This window comes from Curtobacterium sp. MCPF17_051, from assembly GCF_003234595.1.
Taxonomy (GTDB): Bacteria; Actinomycetota; Actinomycetes; order Actinomycetales; family Microbacteriaceae; genus Curtobacterium; species Curtobacterium flaccumfaciens.
Map to the genome: position 1 here is coordinate 1 of NZ_QKSE01000025.1, position 22,909 is coordinate 22,909.

22 protein-coding genes and 1 pseudogene are annotated in these 22,909 nt (G+C 71.1%); 15 read left to right on the forward strand and 8 right to left on the reverse strand.

The genetic code is table 11. From position 1 onward, the window contains the following. The first annotated feature begins 191 nt into the window (after positions 1-191). The 4 genes from tatC (at position 192) to DEJ35_RS15855 (ending at position 5,439) form a co-directional block, all read left to right on the forward strand. Complete coding sequence (gene tatC / locus DEJ35_RS15840; protein ID WP_110860107.1) at positions 192-944, forward strand: twin-arginine translocase subunit TatC; 753 nt, start codon at positions 192-194, stop codon at positions 942-944. After that, a complete protein-coding gene (locus DEJ35_RS15845; RefSeq protein ID WP_111193139.1) occupies positions 941-3,379 on the forward strand; it encodes an RNA helicase in 2,439 nt (812 codons plus the stop codon). The genes tatC and DEJ35_RS15845 overlap by 4 nt, the downstream gene beginning before the upstream one ends. A gap of 11 nt (positions 3,380-3,390) precedes the next feature. Next, positions 3,391-4,983, forward strand: coding sequence for an apolipoprotein N-acyltransferase (gene lnt, locus DEJ35_RS15850; RefSeq protein WP_258378514.1), 1,593 nt, complete (start codon positions 3,391-3,393; stop codon positions 4,981-4,983). A gap of 105 nt (positions 4,984-5,088) precedes the next feature. Beyond that, complete coding sequence (locus DEJ35_RS15855) at positions 5,089-5,439, forward strand: RNA polymerase-binding protein RbpA (RefSeq protein ID WP_027465636.1); 351 nt, start codon at positions 5,089-5,091, stop codon at positions 5,437-5,439. Positions 5,440-5,811: 372 nt separating this feature from the next. On the opposite strand, the pseudogene DEJ35_RS15860 reads toward DEJ35_RS15855, so the two are convergent. Both DEJ35_RS15860 and DEJ35_RS15865 read right to left on the reverse strand, forming a co-directional pair. Further along, positions 5,812-6,693: pseudogene (locus DEJ35_RS15860) on the reverse strand (SPFH domain-containing protein); the annotation flags it as partial. 20 nt (positions 6,694-6,713) lie between these two features. Further along, positions 6,714-7,187 carry an NfeD family protein gene (locus DEJ35_RS15865; protein WP_110860068.1) on the reverse strand — a complete coding sequence of 158 codons (474 nt, stop codon included), beginning with the start codon at positions 7,185-7,187 and terminating at the stop codon, positions 6,714-6,716. A gap of 154 nt (positions 7,188-7,341) precedes the next feature. On the opposite strand from DEJ35_RS15865, the gene DEJ35_RS15870 reads away from it, so the two are divergent. The 6 genes from DEJ35_RS15870 (at position 7,342) to DEJ35_RS15890 (ending at position 12,492) form a co-directional block, all read left to right on the forward strand. Further along, positions 7,342-8,103, forward strand: coding sequence for an SDR family oxidoreductase (locus DEJ35_RS15870; RefSeq protein ID WP_110860066.1), 762 nt, complete (start codon positions 7,342-7,344; stop codon positions 8,101-8,103). Positions 8,104-8,113: 10 nt separating this feature from the next. Further along, positions 8,114-8,566 carry an NUDIX hydrolase gene (locus tag DEJ35_RS15875; RefSeq protein WP_111090825.1) on the forward strand — a complete coding sequence of 151 codons (453 nt, stop codon included), beginning with the start codon at positions 8,114-8,116 and terminating at the stop codon, positions 8,564-8,566. A gap of 91 nt (positions 8,567-8,657) precedes the next feature. Beyond that, complete coding sequence (locus DEJ35_RS15880) at positions 8,658-11,051, forward strand: excinuclease ABC subunit UvrA (RefSeq protein ID WP_111193141.1); 2,394 nt, start codon at positions 8,658-8,660, stop codon at positions 11,049-11,051. A gap of 123 nt (positions 11,052-11,174) precedes the next feature. Then, the gene (locus DEJ35_RS15885) at positions 11,175-11,441 is read left to right on the forward strand and encodes a hypothetical protein (RefSeq protein WP_111122972.1); all 267 of its coding nucleotides are present in this window, start codon (positions 11,175-11,177) and stop codon (positions 11,439-11,441) included. A gap of 55 nt (positions 11,442-11,496) precedes the next feature. Next, a complete protein-coding gene (locus DEJ35_RS17420; RefSeq protein ID WP_163343611.1) occupies positions 11,497-11,652 on the forward strand; it encodes a hypothetical protein in 156 nt (51 codons plus the stop codon). A 186-nt stretch (positions 11,653-11,838) separates the two neighbouring features. Next, entirely contained in the window at positions 11,839-12,492 is a 654-nt protein-coding gene (locus tag DEJ35_RS15890) for a copper resistance CopC family protein (protein WP_111193142.1), read from the forward strand. Positions 12,493-12,508: 16 nt separating this feature from the next. Here DEJ35_RS15890 and DEJ35_RS15895 read toward each other — a convergent pair whose 3' ends face one another. After that, complete coding sequence (locus tag DEJ35_RS15895) at positions 12,509-13,540, reverse strand: alcohol dehydrogenase catalytic domain-containing protein (RefSeq protein WP_111193149.1); 1,032 nt, start codon at positions 13,538-13,540, stop codon at positions 12,509-12,511. A 252-nt stretch (positions 13,541-13,792) separates the two neighbouring features. Between DEJ35_RS15895 and DEJ35_RS15900 the strand changes: the two genes are divergently transcribed. Next, positions 13,793-14,233 (forward strand): GNAT family N-acetyltransferase, encoded by a 441-nt coding sequence (locus tag DEJ35_RS15900; protein WP_110860056.1) that lies wholly within the window; start codon positions 13,793-13,795, stop codon positions 14,231-14,233. Between the two features lie 15 nt (positions 14,234-14,248). Here DEJ35_RS15900 and DEJ35_RS15905 read toward each other — a convergent pair whose 3' ends face one another. Then, positions 14,249-14,929 (reverse strand): SDR family NAD(P)-dependent oxidoreductase, encoded by a 681-nt coding sequence (locus DEJ35_RS15905; RefSeq protein ID WP_110860054.1) that lies wholly within the window; start codon positions 14,927-14,929, stop codon positions 14,249-14,251. A gap of 102 nt (positions 14,930-15,031) precedes the next feature. Here DEJ35_RS15905 and DEJ35_RS15910 point away from each other — a divergent pair, with 102 nt between their 5' ends. Next, positions 15,032-15,865: a helix-turn-helix domain-containing protein gene (locus DEJ35_RS15910; protein WP_181420043.1), complete on the forward strand. Its 834-nt coding sequence runs from the start codon at positions 15,032-15,034 to the stop codon at positions 15,863-15,865. Here DEJ35_RS15910 and DEJ35_RS15915 read toward each other — a convergent pair. Next, complete coding sequence (locus tag DEJ35_RS15915; RefSeq protein WP_110860050.1) at positions 15,852-17,072, reverse strand: beta-ketoacyl synthase; 1,221 nt, start codon at positions 17,070-17,072, stop codon at positions 15,852-15,854. The genes DEJ35_RS15910 and DEJ35_RS15915 overlap by 14 nt on opposite strands. Before the next feature lie 54 nt (positions 17,073-17,126). Here DEJ35_RS15915 and DEJ35_RS15920 point away from each other — a divergent pair, with 54 nt between their 5' ends. Beyond that, positions 17,127-17,705 carry a TetR/AcrR family transcriptional regulator C-terminal domain-containing protein gene (locus tag DEJ35_RS15920; protein ID WP_111090829.1) on the forward strand — a complete coding sequence of 193 codons (579 nt, stop codon included), beginning with the start codon at positions 17,127-17,129 and terminating at the stop codon, positions 17,703-17,705. A 42-nt stretch (positions 17,706-17,747) separates the two neighbouring features. On the opposite strand, the gene dhaM is transcribed toward DEJ35_RS15920, so the two are convergent. The 3 genes from dhaM to dhaK form a co-directional block, all read right to left on the reverse strand. After that, positions 17,748-18,482, reverse strand: a complete 735-nt coding sequence (gene dhaM, locus DEJ35_RS15925; protein ID WP_111193143.1) for a dihydroxyacetone kinase phosphoryl donor subunit DhaM — start codon at positions 18,480-18,482, stop codon at positions 17,748-17,750. Continuing rightward, positions 18,479-19,105, reverse strand: coding sequence for a dihydroxyacetone kinase subunit DhaL (gene dhaL, locus DEJ35_RS15930; protein ID WP_111193144.1), 627 nt, complete (start codon positions 19,103-19,105; stop codon positions 18,479-18,481). Before dhaL ends, dhaM begins: the two co-directional genes overlap by 4 nt. Before the next feature lie 75 nt (positions 19,106-19,180). Next, positions 19,181-20,182 (reverse strand): dihydroxyacetone kinase subunit DhaK, encoded by a 1,002-nt coding sequence (gene dhaK / locus DEJ35_RS15935; protein WP_111193145.1) that lies wholly within the window; start codon positions 20,180-20,182, stop codon positions 19,181-19,183. Between the two features lie 315 nt (positions 20,183-20,497). On the opposite strand from dhaK, the gene DEJ35_RS15940 reads away from it, so the two are divergent. Next, entirely contained in the window at positions 20,498-21,223 is a 726-nt protein-coding gene (locus tag DEJ35_RS15940; protein WP_111193146.1) for an MIP/aquaporin family protein, read from the forward strand. Positions 21,224-21,303: 80 nt separating this feature from the next. Further along, entirely contained in the window at positions 21,304-22,815 is a 1,512-nt protein-coding gene (glpK, locus tag DEJ35_RS15945) for a glycerol kinase GlpK (protein ID WP_110860038.1), read from the forward strand. The last annotated feature ends 94 nt before the right edge of the window (positions 22,816-22,909 follow it).

Here is a 22,909-nt window from a genome sequence, read left to right on the forward strand (position 1 = left end):
GCCATGTCGTCGATCTTACGGGGTCGGGACCGACAGTCCGCCTGGGGTCGCCGCGCCCGCCCACCACGCGGCCGCGGCGACCCCAGGCGGACTGTCGGTCCCGACCCCGTAAGATCGACGACATGGCTTCGACGACCGCGCGCGGGCGAGCGAAGCGGCAGGGGCGCCAGAAGACCGACGCCGAAGGCCGCATGTCGCTCGGGCAGCACCTCATCGAGCTGCGCAACCGGCTCTTCCGCGCAGTCGTGGCGATCGTCGTCGGTGCGATCGGCGGCTGGTTCCTCACCCCTTGGGTGCTCGACTCGCTGCGGGCACCGGTGACCGAGCTCGCCAAGGTCGGCGGACACACGGCCGAGCTGAACTTCCCGATGATCACCGGGGCGTTCGACCTCAAGCTGCAGATCGCGATCACCATCGGCGTCGTCATCGCGAGCCCGGTCTGGCTCTACCAGATCTGGGCGTTCATCGTGCCAGCGCTCGTCCGGCGCGAGCGGCAGTACGTCTGGGGCTTCCTCGGCACCGCGATCCCGCTGTTCTTCGCCGGGTGCTACTTCGGGTGGTACATCCTGCCGCACGTGGTCGGCATCCTCGGCAGCTTCGTGTCGAGCCAGGACACCTCGATCGTCGACGCGAAGGCGTACTACGACTTCGTCATCAAGCTCATCGTCGCGGTGGGCATCGCCTTCGTCCTGCCGGTCTTCATCGTCCTGCTGAACTTCGTCGGGGTCCTGTCGGCCTCCGCGATCATCAAGAGCTGGCGCGTCGCGATCCTCTGCATCCTGGTCTTCTGCGCCATCGTCACCCCGAGCGCGGACGTCATCTCGATGTTCCTGCTCGCCGTCCCGATGGTGGTGCTCTACATCGCGGCCTGCTTCATCGCGTGGATCCACGACCGCCGTCTGGCGAAGCGCCAGGCGAAGCTCGACGAGGAGTACGGCCTGTGAGCGGCACGAGTGCGGCCGAGCGGTTCGCCGCGGCCAAGGTGCGCAACCGGTCGCGCAACCTCGAGCTCTTCCGGACGGACCTGCGGTTCGACCTCGACCCGTTCCAGTTCGCCGCATGCGACTCGCTCGACCAGGGCCGCAGCGTCCTGGTCGCCGCCCCGACCGGAGCCGGCAAGACCATCGTCGCCGAGTTCGCCATCTGGCTCGCCATGCGCCAGCCGACGGCGAAGGTCTTCTACACGACGCCGATGAAGGCGCTCAGCAACCAGAAGTACGCCGAGCTCGTCGACGTCTACGGTGAGTCCGAGGTCGGGCTGCTCACCGGCGACACGAACGTGAACCCCCGCGCCCGCGTCGTCGTGATGACGACCGAGGTGCTCCGGAACATGATCTACGCGGACTCGGACCTGCTCGACGACCTCGCCTGGGTGGTCCTCGACGAGGTGCACTACCTCGCCGACCGGTTCCGTGGTGCCGTGTGGGAAGAGGTCATCCTGCACCTCCCGACCGAGGTCCGCCTCGTCTCGCTCAGCGCAACGGTGTCCAACGCCGAGGAGTTCGGCGACTGGCTGCAGACCGTCCGCGGCGACACCGACGTCATCGTCTCCGAAGACCGTCCGGTCCCGCTCGAGCAGCACGTCCTGGTCGGTTCGAAGATGGTCGACCTGTTCGACTCGAGCGGTGCCGCGGCGACGAACCGCGTGAACCCGGAACTGCTCCGGATGGTCGGCGGCGGCGCCCGGAGCGAGCGGAACGGCGGCGGCCACCGTGGTCGGCGCGGTCGTGGTGGCTACCCGGAGCGTCGCGGGCCCCGCACCGAGAAGGTGCACCGCGAACAGATCGCGCACATGCTCGACGAGCGGATGCTCCTGCCCGCGATCTTCTTCGTGTTCAGCCGCAACGGCTGCGACCAGGGTGTCCGCAACGTCCTGCGCTCGGGCCTGTCCCTGACGACGCTGCAGGAGCGCAACGAGATCCGCGAGACGGCGGAGTACCACTGCCGCACCCTGCTCGACGAAGACCTGGCCGTCCTCGGCTACTGGGAGTGGCTCGAAGGGCTCGAGCGCGGGGTCGCGGCGCACCACGCCGGCCTGCTCCCCGCCTTCAAGGAGGTCGTCGAGAACCTCTTCCAGCGCAAGCTCCTGAAGGTCGTGTTCGCCACCGAGACGCTGGCGCTCGGGGTGAACATGCCGGCGCGCACCGTCGTGCTCGAGAAGCTCGAGAAGTTCAACGGCGAAGCCCGTGTGCCGATCACCCCGGGGGAGTACACGCAGCTCACCGGTCGTGCCGGTCGTCGTGGCATCGACGTCGAGGGGCACTCGGTCATCCAGTGGACCGACGGGCTCGACCCGCAGGCCGTCGCGTCGCTGGCCAGCCGTCGCACCTACCCGCTCAACTCGTCGTTCAAGCCGACGTACAACATGGCCGTCAACCTGATCGACCAGTTCGGCCGGCAGCGCACGCGCGAAGTACTCGAGACGTCGTTCGCCCAGTTCCAGGCCGACCGGTCGGTGGTGGACCTCGCCCGCAAGGTCCGCTCGCAGCAGGAGTCGCTCGACGGCTACCGCGAAGCGATGCAGTGCCACCTCGGCGACTTCACCGAGTACTCGGCGCTCCGCCGTGAACTCTCCGACCTCGAGCGCACGAACGTGCCCGGCGGTCGCGAGGCGTCGCACGGGGCCCGACAGGAACGCCAAGCCGCGATCACGGCGGTCCGCCGCCAGCTGCAGCGCCACCCCTGCCACGCCTGCCCGGAACGCGAGGCCCATGCCCGCTGGTCCGAGCGCTGGTGGAAGCTCAAGCGCGCCAACGACAAGCTCGTCCAGCAGATCCGGTCCCGCACGGGCGCCGTCGCCACGACGTTCGACCGCGTCACCGAGGTCCTGCTCGAGCTCGGCTACCTGGTGGACGCCGGCAACGGTGAAGCCACGGTGGCAGCGGGCGGCCGTCGCCTGCAGCGCATCTACGGCGACCGCGACCTGCTCGTCGCCGAGTGCCTCGAGGCGGGGGTCTGGAAGGACCTCACCCCGGCACAGCTCGCCGCCATGGCCGCGACGATCATCTACCAGCCCCGCCGCGAGGACGCGCCCGGCACGGAGCACGCTCTGCCCCGCGGCGCGTTCCGCCCTGCGCTCGACGAGACGCTGACGATCTGGTCGCGCCTCGACGACATCGAGCGCGCGGCGCGCCTGGCCGGTTCGCAGCCGCCGACCCCGGCGATGGCCGTCGGCATGTTCCGCTGGGCCTCGGGCTCGGCCCTCGACGACGTCCTCCGCACCCTCGACCTGCCGGCCGGCGACTTCGTGCGCTGGTCGAAGCAGGTCATCGACCTGCTCGACCAGATCCGGAACGCCGGCGACGACGAGCTCGCCCAGACCGCCCGACGTGCGACGGACGCGGTCCGCCGCGGCATCGTCGCCTACGCGGCGGTCTGACAGGAGGCACGGTGCGGGTTCCGGAGACCAGTGTGCGCGGGCTGCCCGCGCGCGTCGGCCGCGGGGCGGTCGTGACCGGCCCGTTCGCCGCGTTGCCGCTGGGTACCGCGGTGCCGTTGGCCGTCATCGGTGGGATCCTCTTCGCCCTCGCGTTCCCGTCGCCCGGGTGGTGGTTCCTCGCCTACCCGGCACTCGCCTGCATGCTGCTCGCGGTGATGGGGCAGCGAGCGCGGCGCGCGGCGTGGATCGGCTACCTCACCGGGGCGGCGTTCTGGATCCCGGCCATCTCGTGGGCCGGCCGCTACCTGGGCCCGGTCCCGTGGTTCGCACTCGCCCTGCTCGAAGCCGCGTTCTTCGCACTCGGCAGCGTCGCCATCGCCCTGGCGTACCGCTGGGTCGCGCGCGTGGTGCCCTCGACCGCCGGACGCGTGTGGGGCCTCCCGGCCGTCGTCGCCGCACTCTGGACCGGACGCGAGTGGTTCTCGGGAAGCTGGCCGTACGGCGGTTTCGCCTGGGGGCGCGTCGGCCTGTCGCAGTCGCAGGGGCCGTTCACGCACCTGGCGGCGTACGTCGGCGTCCTCGGGCTGACGTTCGTCGTCGTGTACTGCGTCGCGGTCGTGGTGTCGCTCGCGCTCGTGGCACCCCGTGTTCCGGGAATCACGCTCCGGCTGCCCGTGCGGGTGGCCACGGCTGGTCTGCTCGTCGCGGCGGTCCTGGCGGTGCCGGCGTGGCCGGCCGCGACGAGCGGCACGATCCGGGTCGAGTCGGTGCAGGGCAACGGTCCAGCGGGCTACTTCGACCGTGCGGAGCCCGGCGACGTCCTGGCCGCGCAGGTCGCGGCGACGGACGTGGACGCGAAGGGTGTCGACCTCGTCGTCTGGCCCGAGGCCGGGGCGGAGTACGACCCGCGCCAGCAGCCGGTCATCGCCTCTGCCCTCGACTCGGTGGTGGGGTCGCTCGACGCCCCGATCGTGGCGGGTGCCATCACGCAGACGCCGTCGGGGGTGCTGCACAACACGTCGTTCGTGTGGACCGCCGACGGCTGGCAGTCGTCCTACGACAAGAAGCGCCCGGTGCCGTTCGGCGAGTACGTGCCCGACCGCTGGTTCTTCTCCAAGCTCGCGCCGTCGCTGATCGGACTGCTGCAGCGCGACTACACGCCGGGGACGAAGCCGAACGTCCTGTCGGTCGCGGGGATCCGTGCCGGCATCTCGATCTGCTTCGACATCGTCGACGACGGGCTGACCGCCGACATGGTGCGCGGGGGAGCGCAGGTGATCCTCGCGCAGACGAACAACGCCGACTTCTCGGGCACCGACGAGAACCTGCAGCAGCTCGAGATCGCCCGGATGCGGGCCATCGAGACCGGCAGGTCGCTCGTGAACATCTCGACCGTCGGAGCGTCGCAGGTCATCGACCCGAGCGGCCGCACGATCGACCGGGTGCCGGAGTACACCGCGACGTCGATGGTGACCGATGTCCCGCTCGGCACGTCGACCACCCCCGCGTCGATCCTGTCCGGCTCGATCACGCTCCTGCTCTCCCTCGGCGGGCTCCTCGTGCTCCTCGCCTGCGCACCCTGGGGTCGTCGCACCCGCTCCTGATCGGACGCGCCCAGCCACTGGGAACGGACTGTGAATGCGCCGGTACGGGATTGATGGGGCGTGGGACAGTGTTGTGGAGGGCAGACGAGCGAGAGGAGCACACACATGGCTGATCGGAGTCTCCGCGGCATGCGGCTCGGGAGTCAGAGTCTCCAGAGCGAAGAGGGCGTCGAGCTCTCGGATCGCAAGCGTGCGGTCTACCAGACGGATTCGGGTGAGACGTTCGACATCGTCTTCTCCGCTGATGCGGACGTCCCCCAGACGTGGTCCGAGCCCCGCTCCGGTCGCGAGGGCCGGCTGCTCGGTGACGACGGGATCCCCGTCGAGGTCGCCGAAGAGGACGTGAAGGCGCCCCGCACCCACTGGGACATGCTGCTCGAGCGCCGCTCGCGCGAGGAACTCGAGGAGCTCCTCGAAGAGCGCCTGCAGGTCCTCCGCGCACGACGCGGCGCCTGACACCACCGAACACACGACGACGCCCGCCCCGGTTCCCCGGGGCGGGCGTCGTCGTTCGTCCGTGCCGGAGCGTCAGCGCCGACCGGAGCCGTCGCTGGTCCGGTGACCGGAGGCGTCGTCGCCCGGCGTGGGCGGAGTGTCCTCGACCTGCTCGGCGGTCGCGTCGTCGGCGGCCGCGAGGTGTGCGTCGACACTGCGGTTCGACTCGGCCAGGCGCGCGTCGAGGTCGGACTCGGGGACGATGTCCGCGGCGGTGGCATCCGCACGCGGCATCGTGGTGTCCGCGGCCGCGGTGTTCGCCAGGCTCTCGTTCGCGAGCTTCGAGATCCGGGACAGGAAGTCCGTCCCGCCGGCAGCGCCGCCGATCGGACCGGCGCCACCGCCACCGCGGCTGGCACTGAAGCCCTTCGCGATGCCGGACAGGGCCTCGGTGAACTCGCTCGGGATCATCCAGAGCTTGTTCGAGGTGCCCTCGGCGATCTTCGGCAGGGTCTGCAGGTACTGGTAGGACAGCAGCTTCTCGTCCGGGTCACCGGTGTGGATGGCCTCGAACACGGTCGCGATGGCCTGAGCCTCACCCTCGGCACGCAGGACCTGCGCCTTCGCGTCACCCTCGGCGGCCAGGATCGCCGCCTGTCGCTGCCCCTCGGCCTCGAGGATCTGGGACTGCTTGGTGCCCTCGGCCTGCAGGATCGCGGCACGACGGCTGCGCTCGGCACGGAGCTGCTGTTCCATGGCGTCCTGGATGGACACGGGCGGCTCGATCGCCTTGAGCTCGACTCGGCCGACACGGATTCCCCACTTGCCCGTCGCTTCGTCGAGGACGACGCGGAGCTGGCCGTTGATGTTGTCGCGGCTGGTCAGTGCCTCTTCGAGGTTCAGGCCACCGACGACGTTGCGGAGCGTGGTCGTGGTGAGCTGCTCGACGGCGCCGAGGTAGTTCGCGATCTCGTACGTCGCGGCACGGGCGTCGGTCACCTGGAAGTAGACGACCGTGTCGATCGAGACCACCAGGTTGTCTTCGGTGATCACGGGCTGCGGCGGGAACGAGACGACCTGCTCACGCATGTCGAGCAACGGCCGCAGGCGGTCGATGAACGGCACCAGGAGGTTCAACCCCGGGTTGAGGGTCTTGTGGTACTTGCCGAGTCGCTCGACGATCCCCGCGGTGGCCTGGGGGACGATCCGGATCGCCTTCGCCAGGACGACGATCACGAAGATGACGACGACGAGGATGAGCACGAGCAGTGCGATCGTCCCCGGGGAGATGCTGGTCACGAGGTGGCCCTTTCTGCGAGGCGCACGACCGCGGTCGACCCCTCGATCGACTCGACGACCACAGGGGTCCCGAGTGGCGGTGTGCGGTCGACGGAGTCCGCGGCGAACCGGGCACTCCAGGTCTCGCCGTTGGCCAGGCGCACCTGACCAGGACTGGAGGAGGTGAAGGCGACCGCGACCGTGCCGGGGAGCCCGATGAGCCCGTCGACGTTGGTGCGGTGCGGGTCGGCACCGCGGCCGAGCGCCACGAGCAGGCGCGGTCGGACGAGCGACAGCAGCACGAGGGCGGCGACCGCGGCGACGATGGCGGACAGCCACCACGGGGCGCCGAGCAGCGCGGCGATCAACCCGCCGGCGGCACCCGCCGCGAGCATGATGAAGATGAAGTCGAGGGTGAAGATCTCGACCACGCCCAGGAGCAACACCAGGCCGATCCAGACGGTGCTCTGGATCCAATCGATTCCGTTCACGCGATCTCCCTCCCTCGGTCGCGCGCGGCGGCTCGCTGCGTCGCGACAGCCGGTACAACTCCGTTCAACATATCAGGGCCGTCCGACCCTCGTGCAGGCGATTGGTAGGCTCGGTGCGCCCGACCGGCCGGAACCAGACCTGGAGAACACGACTGTGAGCAACCCCCTCGCCCCCGGATCCCTCACCGACAAGCGCGCCGTCGTCACCGGTTCGTCCCGTGGCATCGGCGCCGACACCGTCGGGTACCTCGCCGAGGCCGGCGCGAAGGTCGTCGTGAACTACCGCAACAAGGCCAAGCGCGCGGAGCAGATCGCCGAGAAGATCGTCGAGGCGGGCGGGTCCGCCCTGGCCGTCGGCGCCGACCTGACCGATCACGCCTCCGTGCAGGCGCTCGTCGACACCGTCGTCCAGGAGTGGGGCGGCATCGACCTGCTCGTGCTCAACGCCTCCGGCGGCATGGAGTCCGGCGTCGGCGAGGACTACGCGCTCCGCCTGAACCGCGACGCGCAGGTCGACATGTTGCAGACCGCCGTGCCGCACATGCCCGCCGGCTCCCGCGTGGTGTTCGTCACGAGCCACCAGGCCCACTTCGTCGAGACCGCCGAGACGATGGACGAGTACGTCCCGGTCGCGAAGAGCAAGCGCGCCGGAGAACTCGCCCTCCGTGAACTCATCCCGCAGCTCGAGGCCGCAGGCATCGAGTTCGTCGTCGTCTCCGGCGACATGATCGAGGGCACGATCACCGCGACGCTGCTGAACCGCCTGAACCCCGGCGCGATCGAGGGTCGTCGGCAGGAGGTCGGCAAGCTCTACAGCGTGTCCGAGTTCGCGGCCGAGATCGCCCTGGCCGCCGTCGAGCCGATCCCCGCCGACCACACCAAGCTGGTCGGCGACGTCAGCGGATTCGTCGGCTAACGTCGGGCAGGTGACCGCCAAACCCGGCCTGCGCCGCACCTCCCGCATCCTGCTGCTCGACCCAGAGGGCCGCGTGTTCCTGATGGACACGAAGTCGCCGTCGTCCGACGGAGCCCACCGCTGGATCACGCCTGGCGGTGGAGTCGACCCGGGGGAGTCCCACCGCGACGCCGCGATCCGCGAGCTGCGCGAGGAGACCGGGATCGTCATCGACGAACCCGGCGAACCGGTGTGGTCCTGGGACTTCACGGTCGAGTGGGACCTCGCCGACCACGACCGCGGGCACGCCGAGTTCTACGTCGTCCGCACGCCGGGCTTCGAACTGTCCGACGCCGAGTGGACCGACGACGAGCGCGTCGACATCCTCGCCTCGCGGTGGTGGACCGCCGACGAACTCGACGCGACCGACGAGGAGTTCGAGCCCGCCGAGCTGCCGGACCTGGTGCGCCGACACGGCGCCTGAGCACCGCACCACGGCCTGACGGCCGGCCCCGGACCGGACGGGAGGCCCGTGGCGGCTCCGCCACGGGCCTCCCGTCGGTACGCTGACCCGCATGCACACCGATCCGGTCGACGACGAGCCCACCGGCGCCGACGCGCACCCTGCCGACCGGCACGACCGGATCCGGGTGCGCGGTGCCCGCGCGAACAACCTGCGCGACGTCGACGTGGACCTGCCGAAGCGGCGGCTCACGGTGTTCACCGGGGTCTCCGGCTCGGGCAAGAGCTCGCTCGTGTTCGGCACCGTCGCCGCCGAGTCACAGCGGATGATCAACGAGACCTACAGTGCGTTCGTGCAGGGGTTCATGCCCTCGCTCGCGCGGCCGGACGTCGACCTGCTCGACGGCCTGACCACCGCGATCGTCGTCGACCAGGAGCGCATCGGCGCCGACCCGCGCTCCACCGTCGGCACCGCCACGGACGCGAACGCGATGCTGCGCGTGCTGTTCAGCCGACTCGGTCAACCGCACATCGGGGGGCCGAACGCGTTCTCGTTCAACCTCGCCACCGTGACGGCCGGGGGAGCGATCACGGTGCAGAAGGGTGCGGACGCGAAGGCCCAGAAGGTCTCGTTCACACGGCTCGGCGGCATGTGCGCCGAATGTGAGGGTCGGGGGCTGGTGAACGACATCGACCTGACGCAGCTGTTCGACGACACGAAGTCGCTCGGGGACGGTGCGCTCACGATCCCCGGGTACGGGACCGACGGGTGGAACGTGCGGCTGTACGCCGAGTCGGGCTACTTCGACCGGGACACCCCGATCCGCGACTTCACCGAGCAGGAGCGGCAGGACTTCCTGTACCGCGAGCCGACGAAGCAGAAGATCGCCGGCATCAACATGACCTACGAGGGGCTCGTGCACCGGGTCCGTCGGTCGTTCCTGCAGAAGGACCGGGAGGCGATGCAGCCGCACATCCGGGCATTCGTCGACCGTGCGGTGACCTTCACGACGTGTCCGGCCTGCGACGGCACCCGGTTGAACGACACCGCCCGCTCGTCGAAGATCGCGGGCCGCAGCATCGCGGACGTCTGCGCGATGCAGATCACCGATGCCGTCACCTGGCTGCGGGGTCTCGACGACCCCGGGGTCGGGCCGTTGCTCGAGGGGCTCCGCGACCTGCTCGAGTCCTTCGTCGAGATCGGACTCGGCTACCTGTCGCTCGACCGCCCGACCGGCACGCTGTCCGGGGGAGAGGGGCAGCGCGTGAAGATGGTGAAGCACCTCGGCTCCTCGCTCAGTGACGTCACCTACGTGTTCGACGAGCCGAGCACGGGGCTGCACCCGCACGACATCGAGCGGATGAACGAACTGCTCGTCCGGTTGCGCGACAAGGGCAACACCGTCCTGGTCGTCGAGCACAAGCCCGAGGTCATCGCGATCGCCGACCACGTCGTCGACCTCGGCCCCGGTGCCGGGTCCGGCGGTGGGACGCTCTGCTACCAGGGGCCCGTCGACGGGCTGCGTGCCAGCGGGACCGTGACCGGTCGGCACCTGGACGACCGCGTCACCGTGAAGTCCGAGGTGCGTCGTCCGGGCGGGGCGATCGCGATCCGCGGCGCCTCGGCCCACAACCTGCACGACGTCGACGTGGACGTGCCCACCGGGGTGCTGACCGTCGTCACGGGGGTCGCCGGCTCGGGCAAGAGCACCCTCATCCACGGGTCGCTGGCCCGCCGCGACGACGTGGTCGCCATCGACCAGAGCGGGATCCGTGGCTCGCGGCGGAGCAACCCGGCGACGTACACCGGCCTGCTCGAGCCGATCCGCAAGGCCTTCGCGAAGGCCAACGGTGTCAAGCCCGCACTGTTCAGCGCCAACTCGGAGGGTGCTTGCCCGGCGTGCAACGGTGCCGGTGTCGTGTACACCGACCTCGGCATGATGGCGGGCGTCGCGAGCCCCTGCGTCGAGTGCGACGGCAAGCGGTTCGACCAGTCCGTGCTCGGCTACCACCTGGGCGGGAAGGACATCAGCGAGGTGCTCGGCATGTCCGTCGCCGACGCGCTGGCGTTCTTCGCGGCGGGGGAGTCCGCACTGCCGGCGGCCCACACGATCCTCGCCCGGCTCGCCGACGTGGGTCTCGGGTACCTGACGATCGGACAACCGCTCACCACGTTGTCCGGGGGAGAGCGGCAGCGGCTGAAACTCGCGACGCACCTCGGTGACCGCAGCGGCGTCGTGGTGCTCGACGAGCCGACCACCGGCCTGCACCTGGCCGACGTCGACCAGTTGCTCGGTCTGCTCGACCGGCTCGTCGACGCCGGTCGGACGGTCGTCGTGATCGAACACCACCAGGCCGTGATGGCGCACGCCGACTGGATCATCGACCTCGGGCCGGGTGCCGGGCACGACGGCGGGCGCATCGTGTTCGAGGGGACGCCCGCCGAGCTCGTGGCGGCACGGTCGACGCTGGCCGGGCAGCACCTGGCGGCGTACGTCGGAGCCTGAGCCGGGGGACAGGCTCCGCGGGCGAATCTGGGCACCAGCCGTGTGCGAGGACTAGCGTTCTGACCGACGCTCACGATCGGCTGCCCGGCCTGGATCGGCGTCCTGACCAGAAGGAGCTCCACCATGTCCAACCCCGGCAACGCGCCCGCGCAGTCGAACACCTTCGCCATCGTCTCCCTGGTGCTCGGCATCGTCGGTACCGTCGGTGGCATCTTCCTCGCCATCATCGGCGTGGTCGCGGGCATCGTCGGTCTGGTGCTCGGCATCCTCGCGCGGAAGCGCGGTGGCAGCCGGGGTATGATCCTCGCGGGCATCATCCTGTCGGTCGTCGCGATCATCGTCGGGATCATCGGCTACATCGTCACCGCGGTCTTCCTGACCCAGGCGTGAGCCAGAGCGCGCCGAGCTTGCAGCCGTTCAGGAACCCGGGCGTACCGTCCGGCGCATGAGCTACAGCCAGCCTGACCCAGCCGAAGAGACCACGCAGAGCGAGTCGCCGGAACAGCCCGACACCGACCAGGACACCCTGGAGGAACAGGGCGGCGAGCCGGCGGCGCTCGAGATCGACGCCGACGACGTCCCGACGAAGCCCGCCGACTGACGCCGTCGTCTCCCAGTGAGCAGAAGAGGTCGAGTCCGTTCGTCGGACTCGACCTCTTCTGCTCACGCAGGGCTCATCCGATGCACCCACCCGCGCGCCGATAATGCATATTATGTCAACTCAGACATCGCCACCGGGGCCGCTCGGCTGACGGGACGCTCGACATCGCTTCCCTAGCCTGGACGCGTGCACGATCACCGAGATGACCAACGCCACTCACCAACCGCGACGCCCCGGGTCCTGTTCGCCGTCGCCCTGTCCGCGTTCCTCGTGCTGATCGGCGCGACACCTGCCTCCGCGCACGCAGCACTGACCTCGAGTGATCCGGCGGACGGCGCCACGGTGGCCGCCAACCTCGAGCGAGTGACACTCACCTTCAACGAGGCGCCGTTGGCCGGGCTCGAAGCCGGTCTGCGCATCGAGGTTCGCAACGACGGCGGTGCCGACGAGTCCTCCGGAGCGGTGACCATCGAGGGCACCTCGATGTCGAAGGCGGTGTCGCTCTCGCCCGGCCCGCACACCGTCGTCTGGCGGTACGTCTCCCCCGATGGCCACCCGATCGAGGGGCAGCTCGCGTTCACGGTGGAACCGGCCGCATCGCAGTCCGTTCTCCCGCCCACGACCAGCCCGACGGCCGCGCCCACGCCGTCCTCGGATCCCACGGCAGCGGCAGCAGCATCGAACACCGACACCGGCACCGGCACCGGCACCGGCACGCACGCGCACGGGCACGGCGGTCAGGCGCTCCTGTTCGGGGTCGTCGCGATCCTGGCGGTGCTGGTCGTCGGCGCGGTCGTGCTCCGCATCCGCCGCGGCGCAGACGCGCGGACCGAGGGCTGACGGAAACGCCCGAGCCTCAGAACACCGCGACGGTCATGCCCGACGACGTTGCGGGTCGGTCCATCGCGACGAGCGCCTCGGGCAGGTCGTCGAAGCCGATCGTGCGGCCGATCGTCTGCTCCGGACGCAGTCGCCCGGCCACGACGGCGTCGAGCATCGCGCCGTACTCCCCGACCGGTGCGCCGTGGCTGCCGAGCAGTTCGAGTTCGTCCGCGATGACCCGGCCCATCGGGATCGCCGGAGCGGCTTCGTCGTCGAGCAGCAGCCCGACCTGCACGTGTCGGCCGCGCGGACGCAGGGACGCCACGGCGGCGACGGAGGTGGCACGGCTGCCGAAGGCGTCGAGCGAGACGTGCGCTCCACCGCCGGTGCTGGATCGGACCGCGGTGACGGCATCGGTGTCCATCAGCACGGTGTCGGCGCCCAGGGCGGCGGCACGTTCGAGTGCGGCCACGGAGACGTCGACGGCGACCACGTGCGCGCCGGCGGCCACGGCGACCATGACCGCCGAGAGCCCGACTCCCCCGCACCCGTAGACCACGACCCACTCCCCTGCGGCCACGCGCCCTCGGGCGTGCAGCGCGTGGAACGCGGTGCCGAACCGGCAGCCCAGTGCCGCCGCCACCGCGAAGTCCACGGCGTCGGGCAGCGCGACGAGGTTGAGGTCGGCGTGCGGGACGACCAGGGAGTCCGCGTACGAGCCCTGCAGGTCGAACCCGGGCTGCTGCTGGGCGGTGCATACCTGCGTGGCGCCGTCGAGGCATTCGGCGCAGGTCCCGCAGGCGAACACGAACGGGGCCGTGACGCGGTCGCCGACGGTGAAGCGCTGGACGCCCGCACCGATCGCCGCGACGACGCCGGCGAACTCGTGGCCGGGCACGTGCGGCAGCCGGACCGAGTCGTCGTGCCCCTTCCACGCGTGCCAGTCGCTGCGGCACACACCGGTGGCAGCCACCCGGACGACGACGCCGTGGTCGGGCGCGACCGGTTCCGGCAGGTCGACGATCGAGGGGACGGAACCGAACTGGGCGTACTGGACGGCGCGCATGCGGCCATCCTGACAGAAGCCGGACGACGGACGACGGACGACGGACGACGGACGCCGGACGACGGACGACGGACGCCGGACGGCGGACGAGGGGCGGCGGAGCAGCGCGACCAACCGCCCGACGCGACCCGTGCGTCGGGGTCCCCACGGGCCTCCAGGTCGACAGCCACCCGTCAAACCGACCACGCGAGCGGTCCACCCCGACCCGATCGGCCGTTGCGCCGGGGGCGCGTCCGCCGGTTGACTCGTCGCGTGACCGATCTGCGCTTCTCCGCCGACCCCGACGACCTGGACGTCGACCGCGTGCACCGCTGGCTGAGCGAGGAGTCGTACTGGGCCCGTGGGCGTGACCGGGCGACGCAGGAGGCGATCGTCGCCGGCTCCCGGAACTTCGGCGTGTACGACGCGACGACCGGCGAGCAGCTCGGCTACGCGCGGGTGATCACCGACGGCGTGACGTTCGGGTGGCTCGCCGACGTGTTCGTGGACCCCGACGCCCGGGGCCGCGGCGTCGGGGTCGCACTCGTGCGCGGCGTGACCGAGGCGGTCGAGCCGCTCGGCTTGAAGCGCTTCGCCCTGTTCACCGCGGATGCCCACGGGCTGTACGAGCGGTTCGGGTTCCGCCCGCTGCCCGACCCGGACGGCTGGATGATGCGGCCCGGGCCGGGGTTCGGCGCCGACGTGCACGACTGACGCCAGCGCTGCCACTCAGTACTCGATGCGGCCCTCGCGGTTGTGGAACTCCCCCGTCGGCCCGTCGGTGCCGATCGTCGCGAGCATGACGGTGGCGTCGGTGCCCTCGGTGATCGTCTGGTGTCCGCCGAACCCGTTGAACTCCGTCGCGGTGTAGCCCGGGTCGCTCGCGTTCACCCGGAACCCGGGCAGGTTCTTCGCGTACTGCACGGTCAACGCGATCACGGCCGCCTTCGACGCCGCGTACGGCACCGCCGGGACCCCGTACTCGTCGTGCCCCGGCGTCGTCAGCCAGCGCGGGAACCCCACCCCCGACGAGACGTTCACGATGACGGGTGCTGCCGAGCGTCGCAGCAGGGGCAGCGCGGCCTGGGTCACCCGGACGATGCCGGTGACGTTGGTGTCGAGCACGGTCGCCATCGCGCTCGCGTCGAGGTCGTCGACCCCGAACGAGGTGCCGAGGATCCCGGCGTTGTTGACGAGGACGTCGAGCGCGGGGATCGTCGCGATCGCCGCGTCGATGCTGGCCTGGTCGGTGACGTCCAGCTGCACGACGTGGGCGCCGAGTGCGCGAGCGTCGTCGCCGCTCGCCGGGTCGCGCATGCCGGCGTAGACGGTGTGGCCGGCTTCGAGCAGTCGGCGTGCGGTCTCGAGTCCGAGGCTGCGGTTGGCCCCGGTGATCAGTGTCGTTGTCATGCGTCCAGCCTGCCCCCGCCGGCCAGGGTCCCCCAGGCACGGTGCGACGGTGGGACCGGCAGTACCAGGACGGACAGGAGGCGCGGGGCGATGATGGTGGACATGAGCGAGTTCGCGAACGTGTTGCGTTCCTGGCGTGACCGGGTGCGTCCCGAGGCGGTCGGCCTGCCGGCCGGCCCCGGCAGACGGACCCCGGGCCTCCGCCGTGAGGAGCTCGCCGCGCTGGCGGGCGTGAGTGTCGACTACGTCGTCCGCCTCGAGCAGGGCCGGGCGACGAACCCGTCGCCGCAGCTGCTCGCCGCCCTCGCGACGGCGCTCCGGCTGTCGTCCGAGGAGCGGGACCACCTGTGCCGGGTGGCCGGCGTCGCCCCGCCGTCGCGTCAGGTGGTGCCGCGGCACATCACGCCCGGCGTGCAGCGGCTGGTGGACCGGCTCGGCGACGTCCCGCTCGCGGTGTTCACGGCGACCCACGACATCGTGCTCTGGAACGAGCTGTGGGCCGCGGTGAACGGCGACCCCTCTCGGTACGTCGGACTCGAGCGCAACCTGGTGTGGCGGCACTTCATGCAGGAGCACGACGGGGTGGACTGGGACGACGAGCACCAGGAGGAGTTCTCGAGCGACCTCGCCGCCGATCTGCGGCAGGCCTACGGCCGCTACCCGGCGGACCGTGACCTGGCGGACCTGGTCGAACGGCTGCTGCGGGAGTCTCCCGAGTTCGCCCGCCGCTGGGAGACCGGCCGGATCGCCGAGCACCGTGCGAGCCGCAAGGTCGTGCACACGCCGGTCGGGCCGGTGGAGATCGACTGCGACGTGCTGAGCGTGCCGGGCGGTGACCTGCGGATCGTCGTCTACACGGTCGTGCCGGGCTCCGAGGACGCCGCGAAGCTGGACCTGCTCCGGGTCACCGGCCTGCAGGAGCTCACGCCGCGGTGAACACCAGCGACGCGTTCTGACCGCCGAACCCGAACGAGTTGTTCAACGCCGCACGGAGCGGCGCCGTCCGGGCGGTGCCGGAGACGACGTCGAGGTCCACCGCGGGGTCGAGCCGGTCGAGGTTCAGGGTCGGTGGCACGGTCCCGGTCTCGAGCGCCCGCAGGGTCAGGATCGCCTCGACCGCGCCGGCGGCGCCGAACATGTGCCCGATCGCGCTCTTCGGTGCGGTGACCAGCGCGCCGGTCCCCACCGCACGACTGACGGCGGCCGCCTCGCCGACGTCGCCGACGGGGGTGCCCGTGGCGTGCGCGTTCACGTGGTCGACGTCGCCGCCGGTGAGTCCCGCCATCCGGATCGCGGCGCGCATGGCCCGCTCCTGCTCGCTGCCGTCCGTCAGCGGTGCGGTGATGTGGTGCGCGTCCGAGGTGATCCCCCACCCGGCGAGCGTGCCGTGCGACCGCTGGCCTCGGGCGGCGGCGTGGTCGGCACGCTCGAGCACGACGATGCCGGCGCCCTCGCCGAGCACGAAGCCGCGGCGGTCGGCGTCGAACGGCCGTGACAGGGTCGTCGGATCGTCGCCGTCGGGCTTCGCGAGTGCCTGCGACTGGGCGAACGACGCCATCGTCACCGGGGTGACCGCGGCTTCGGTGCCGCCGGTGATGACGACGTCGGCCTCACCGGTGGCGATGAGTCGCGCGGCGGTGGCGATGGCCTCGGCACCCGAGGCGCAGGCCGACACCGTCGTGTACGCGCCGCCCCGCGCCCCGTACGCGATGCTGATCTGCGCGGCGGCACCGTTCGCCATGAGCATCGGCACCGTGCGCGGTGAGACCCGCCGGGCACCGGACGCACCGAGCACGTCGTGGGCGTCGAGGAGCGTCTCAACTCCCCCGATCCCGGTGCCGATCACCACGGCGAGGCGGTCGCCCTCCACCGCGGGGGCGCCGGCGTCGGACCAGGCTTCGTCCGCGGCGACGAGCGCCAGCTGCTGACTGCGGTCGAGGCGGTTCGCACGGACGCGCCCGAGCGACCCCTCGGCGTCGAGTGCGGCATCGGCCCCGACCCGGATCGGCACCTGTTCCCAGAGCGCTCCGTCACGGTGCAGGGCTCGGACGCCGGAGCGACCGGCCACCAGGGCGTCCCAGAGCGGCGCGACGCCGTGGCCGAAGGGTGAGACCGCGCCGTAGCCGGTGATGACGATGTCCACGGGAACTCCTCTTGTACGTTGAACAAGTTGAGTTGTATCACGTACAATTCGGACATGGCAACCACGGTGGACGGCTCCGGCACGGCACGCGGCGCGGCGACCCGGGCGAAGATCCTCGCCGCGACGGCCGGACTGCTGAGCGCGGGTGCTCGGAGCATCACCGTCAGCGAGATCGCCCGGGCCGCTGGCGTCTACCCGAACCAGATCACGCACCACTACGGCTCGAAGGACCGCCTGGTGCTCGACGCCGCGTTCGCGCTGTTCCTCCGCGACACCACGCGACTGCAGGCGGCCGGCCGTCGTGCCCGCTCGCCGGAGTCGTTCCGCCGGGTCCTCGCCCGCACCGCCCTCGCGATGCCGTCGACCCCGCTCGTGGTGCGCGCGCTCGGGGCCGCCGGGGACGACCCGGCGCAGCGTGAACGCGTGCGTCTGCTGCTCGCCGTGCTGTTCCGGCAGTCCGAGCGCTACCTGGAACGCGTCGTCGCCGACCAGGGCTGGACGAGCCCGAGCGGCGTCGCCCGTGACGCCCGCACGTTCTGGAGCGCCGTGTTCGGTGCCACCCTGCTCGCGGACGCCGGGGTCACCGGCGGCCCCTCGGACCTCGACCTGGCGGGGACGATCTCGATCCGTTGACCGGAGCGGACACCGCCGCCGGGGTCTCCCCCGGCGGCGGTGTCACTCGCCGAAGCCGGACCGGACCAGCTCCACCAGGGCGTCGACCGCGGCCCGGGCGTCCTGCCCGGTCGCGTCGATCGACACCGTCGCCCCCTTCGGCAGCGCCAGGGCCATGATCGCCAGCAGGCTCTTCGCGTCCACGCCGTTGACGTGCACGCTCGCGTCGTACTTCGCCGCCGTCTTCACGAACTCCGCGGCGGGCCGGGCGTGGAGCCCGGTCTCGTTGACCAGCTCGACCGACGCGCTGACGCGGTCGGAGCCGGCCGCGTCGTCGACGGGGGCAGCCCCGTCGGCCGGCCCCGGGCCTCCAGGCTGGTCGCCGGACGGATCGGAGGCGCTGCTCGCGTCCGCCTCGGAACCCGCGGCCGATGCCGCGGCGGCCAGGACCGCGTCGGCGTCACCGCCGGTCTGGGCGGCGACCGCGGCGGCCACCGTCCCCTCGACCAACGGGGCCTGCGACACGTGGACGCGAGCACGGACGTCGTCGTCCAGGAAGTCGAGCGCGGTGTCGGTCGTCAGGTAGGCGGAGCCGAGGTCGCACAGCACCACGACGGCGTCCGCCTCGGCGAGCTCCTCGATGCCGGCGGTGATCGCCTCGAACGAGGTGCCGATCCCGCCGTCGTCCGTGCCGCCCGCGGCGACGAGCGGCACGTCCGCAGCCATCTGCCGGGCCAGCTCGACGGTGCCGGTCGCGATCGCCGCGCTGTGCGAGACGACCAGGATGCCGACGGTCACGCTGCGTCCACCGCTGCGCGCAGGATGTACGCCGTCGACTGCGCACCGGGGTCGCGGTACCCGATCGCGCGGTCGCCGAGGTAGCTCGCACGGCCCTTGTGGGCGACGAGCGGCTCAGTGTCCGCCGCACCCTGCGCGGCGGCGTCGGCTGCTGCGGCGAGCACGGCCTTCGGGTCGTCGCCGGCACCGGCCGCCGCAGCTGCGGCGTCGACCGCGGGGCTCCACGCGTCGACCATCGTCTTGTCGCCGACCGCGGCCTTGCCGCGGGACACGACCCCGTCGCGAGCGGCGGTGAGGACGGCGACGAGGGTGTCCGCGTCGAGCGCGGCCGCGTCACCGGCGGCCTGCGCCGCCTTCAGGTAGGCGGTGCCGAAGAGCGGGCCGGCCGCCCCGCCCACGGTCGAGATGAGCTTCGTCGCGACGGTCTTGAGCACGGCACCCGGGGTGTCGAAGGACCCGGAGTCGACGGCCTCGAGCACGGCCCGGAACCCGCGGTCGAGGTTCTCGCCGTGGTCGCCGTCCCCGATCTCGCGGTCGAGCGTGACGAGCTCGGCGCGGTGTTCGTCGATCGTCGCGGCGGTGCGACGGACCCATTCGATGGCCCATGCGGTGTCGAGCGCCAATGCGGTTCCCTTCGTGTGTCCGGCCCGGTCGGCCAGGTTTCGTGGTCCGGTGGTCGAGCGGCCGTCCTCGATCGCTCAGCGTCCCCAGCGCAGGGCCGGGGTCTCCACCGGGGCGTCCCAGAGGGCCGTGAGTTCGTCGTCGAGCACCGTGACGGTGAGCGAGAACCCCTGCATCTCGAGGGACGTGACGTAGTCGCCGACCAAACTACGCGTGACCCGGTAGCCGCGGTCGGAGAGGACCTCGGCGGCGCGTCGGTACGCGATGTAGAGCTCGGACAGCGGGGTGCCGCCCATGCCGTTCACCAGGAGCAGCACCGACGACCCGGCCGGGGCGTCGAGGTCGGTCAGGATCGGTTCGAGCACGCGGTCGACCAGCTCGTCCGCCGGTGCCATCGCGATCCGCTCGCGGCCCGGCTCGCCGTGGATGCCGATGCCGAGCTCGACCTCGTCGTCGGCCAGCACGAACGACGGCTCCCCCGCGTGCGGGACGGTGCCCGACGCCAGCGCGAGCCCCATCGACCGTGTGACGTCGTTGACGTGCCGGGCCACGGCGGCGACCGTGTCCAGGTCGTCCCCGCGCTCGGCGGCGGCGCCGGCGCACTTCTCCACCACGACGGTCCCGGCGACACCGCGGCGGCCGGCGGTGAACAGGGAGTCCTGCACCGCGACGTCGTCGTCCACCACGACGGACTCGACGCGGACGTCGTCCATCGCCGCGAGCTCGGCGGCCGTCTCGAAGTTGAGCACGTCGCCGGTGTAGTTCTTGACGATGTGCAGCACGCCCGCACCGCCGTCCACGGCCTTCGTCGCGGCGACGATCGGATCGGGCGTCGGGCTCGTGAACACCGGGCCGGGCACCGCGGCGTCGAGCATGCCGTACCCGACGAAGCCGGCGTGCAGCGGCTCGTGACCACTGCCACCGCCGCTGACGATCCCGACCTTGCCGGAGACGGGCGCGTCGGCGCGGTGCAGGTGGATCGGGTCCTCGACCAGGACGACGTGTCCGGCGTGTGCCCGGGCGAATCCCCGGACGGTCTCCTCGACCACGGCCTGCGGGTCGTTGATGAGCTTCTTCATGCGGTGCCTCCACGGGTACGGGGTCGAACCGTGGCGGTCACACCGCGTGTCGTCGACCGGAGTGCGCCCAATCTACATCGACGACACGGGCAGCCGTCCGCTCCCCGTGCACGTTCGTGCAGCGCCCCGAGGACGCGTCACCGGCTCGGGATCGTGCAGGGGACACTCGTCCTGCACGTTCGTGCACGATGCCGCACTTCGCCCACGAATTCATCGCCGGGCCGGGAACCGCATCACTATGGTTGGCCTCAATCACTCAACGGGGAGTGCGGCGCAGCACGGCCGGACCCCCACCTCACGCACTGGAGGTCACCGATGGACGACATCGGCGTCAAGTTCCTGTCCGAGCTCGTCGGTACGGCGATGCTCATCATCCTGGGTGGCGGCGTCGTCGCCGCCGTCTCGCTGGCGAAGTCGAAGGGCTTCGGAGCCGGATTCCTGATGGTCACGATCGGTTGGGGCTTCGCGGTCTTCGCCGGTGTCACCGTGTCCTACAAGTCCGGCGGACAGCTCAACCCCGCGGTCAGCCTCGCGCAGGCGATCCTCGGCAACATCACCGTCGGTGAGATGTTCCTGTTCTGGCTCGCCCAGCTGATCGGCGCCGTCATCGGTGCGGTCATCGTCTGGCTCGCCTACAAGCAGCACTTCGACCAGGAGCCCGACGCGGCCGCCAAGCTCGGCGTCTTCTCGACCGGCCCCGCGATCCGTTCCTACGGCTGGAACCTCGTGACGGAGATCATCGGCACCTTCGTGCTGGTCTTCGTCGTCATCGCGTTCACGAACGGTCAGACCCCGTCGGAGCTCGGCGCGATCCCCGTCGCGTTCCTCGTGATCGCGATCGGTGTCAGCCTCGGTGGCCCCACCGGCTACGCCATCAACCCGGCTCGTGACCTCGGTCCGCGCATCGCCCACGCCCTCCTGCCCATCAAGGGCAAGGGCTCGAGCGACTGGGCCTACGCCTGGGTGCCGGTCGTCGGACCGCTGATCGGTGGCGCCATCGCCGCCGGCCTGTCCGTCGCCCTGCTGCCCGTCGTCAGCTGACCCACCCCCACCCCGAAGGCGTGACCGGCCGTTCCGCACGACCGACCGCGCACCGCACCGAACACCCGTAAGGAGCACCAATGGCCGACTACATCGTCGCCATCGACCAGGGCACGACCTCGACCCGAGCAATCGTGTTCGACCACTCCGGTTCGATCATCTCGACCGGGCAGAAGGAACACGAGCAGATCTTCCCGCGTGCCGGGTGGGTCGAGCACGACCCCGCCGAGATCTGGGACAACACCCGCGAGGTGATCGGTCAGGCACTGTCGCGTGCCGACATCACGCGCCACGACGTCGCAGCCGTCGGCATCACCAACCAGCGCGAGACCGCGGTCGTCTGGGACAAGACCACCGGCAAGCCGATCTACAACGCGATCGTCTGGCAGGACACCCGCACGCAGGCGCTCGTCGACAAGCTCGCCGACGGCGACACCGACAAGTACAAGGCCATCGTCGGCCTGCCGCTCGCGACCTACTTCGCCGGCACCAAGATCATGTGGATCCTCGAGAACGTCGAGGGTGCTCGTGAGAAGGCCGAGGCGGGCGACCTGCTCTTCGGCACCACCGACACCTGGGTCCTCTGGAACCTGACCGGTGGCGTCGACGGCGGCGTCCACAAGACCGACGTCACGAACGCGTCCCGCACGCTGTTCATGGACCTCGAGACGCTGCAGTGGCGGGACGACATCCTCGCCGACTTCGGCGTGCCGAAGTCGATGCTCCCCGAGATCGTCAGCTCCTCCGAGGTCTACGGCCACGTCGAGTCCTCGAGCCTGCTGCGCGAGGTCCCGATCGCCGGCATCCTCGGCGACCAGCAGGCCGCGACCTTCGGTCAGGCCGCGTTCGACCAGGGCGAGTCGAAGAACACCTACGGCACCGGCAACTTCCTGATCTTCAACACCGGTACCGAGATCGTCCGCTCCGAGAACGGCCTGCTCACCACCGTCGGCTACAAGCTCGGCGACCAGGAGACGCACTACGCCCTCGAGGGTTCGATCGCCGTCACGGGCTCGCTCATCCAGTGGCTCCGCGACAACCTCGGTCTGATCGGCAGCGCCCCGGAGGTCGAGGCCCTGGCCAAGACCGTCGAGGACAACGGTGGCGTGTACTTCGTGCCGGCGTTCTCCGGGCTCTTCGCGCCGTACTGGCGTCCCGATGCCCGCGGCGCGATCGTCGGTCTGACCCGCTACGTCAACAAGGGGCACATCGCGCGTGCCGCGCTCGAGGCGACGGCGCTGCAGACCCGCGAGGTGCTCGACGCGGTCAACGCCGACTCCGGTGTGGACCTGACCGAGCTCAAGGTCGACGGTGGCATGACCGCGAACAGCGAGCTCATGCAGTTCCAGGCCGACATCCTCAACGTGCCGGTGGTCCGTCCCGTCGTCGCGGAGACGACGGCGCTCGGTGCGGCCTACGCCGCCGGCCTCGCGGTCGGCTTCTGGGCCAACCTCGACGAGCTCCGTGCCAACTGGCAGGAGGACAAGCGCTGGGAGCCCCAGCTCGACGCCGCCGAGCGCGAGCGCACGCTCCGCCTGTGGAAGAAGGCCGTCACGAAGACCTTCGACTGGGTCGACGAGGACGTGCAGTAACGAGGCGGGCGCACGCTCACCGCGTGCACTGAACGCACCGACGGGAGGCCCGGTGCCGGTTCCTGGAACCGGCACCGGGCCTCCCGTGCATCGC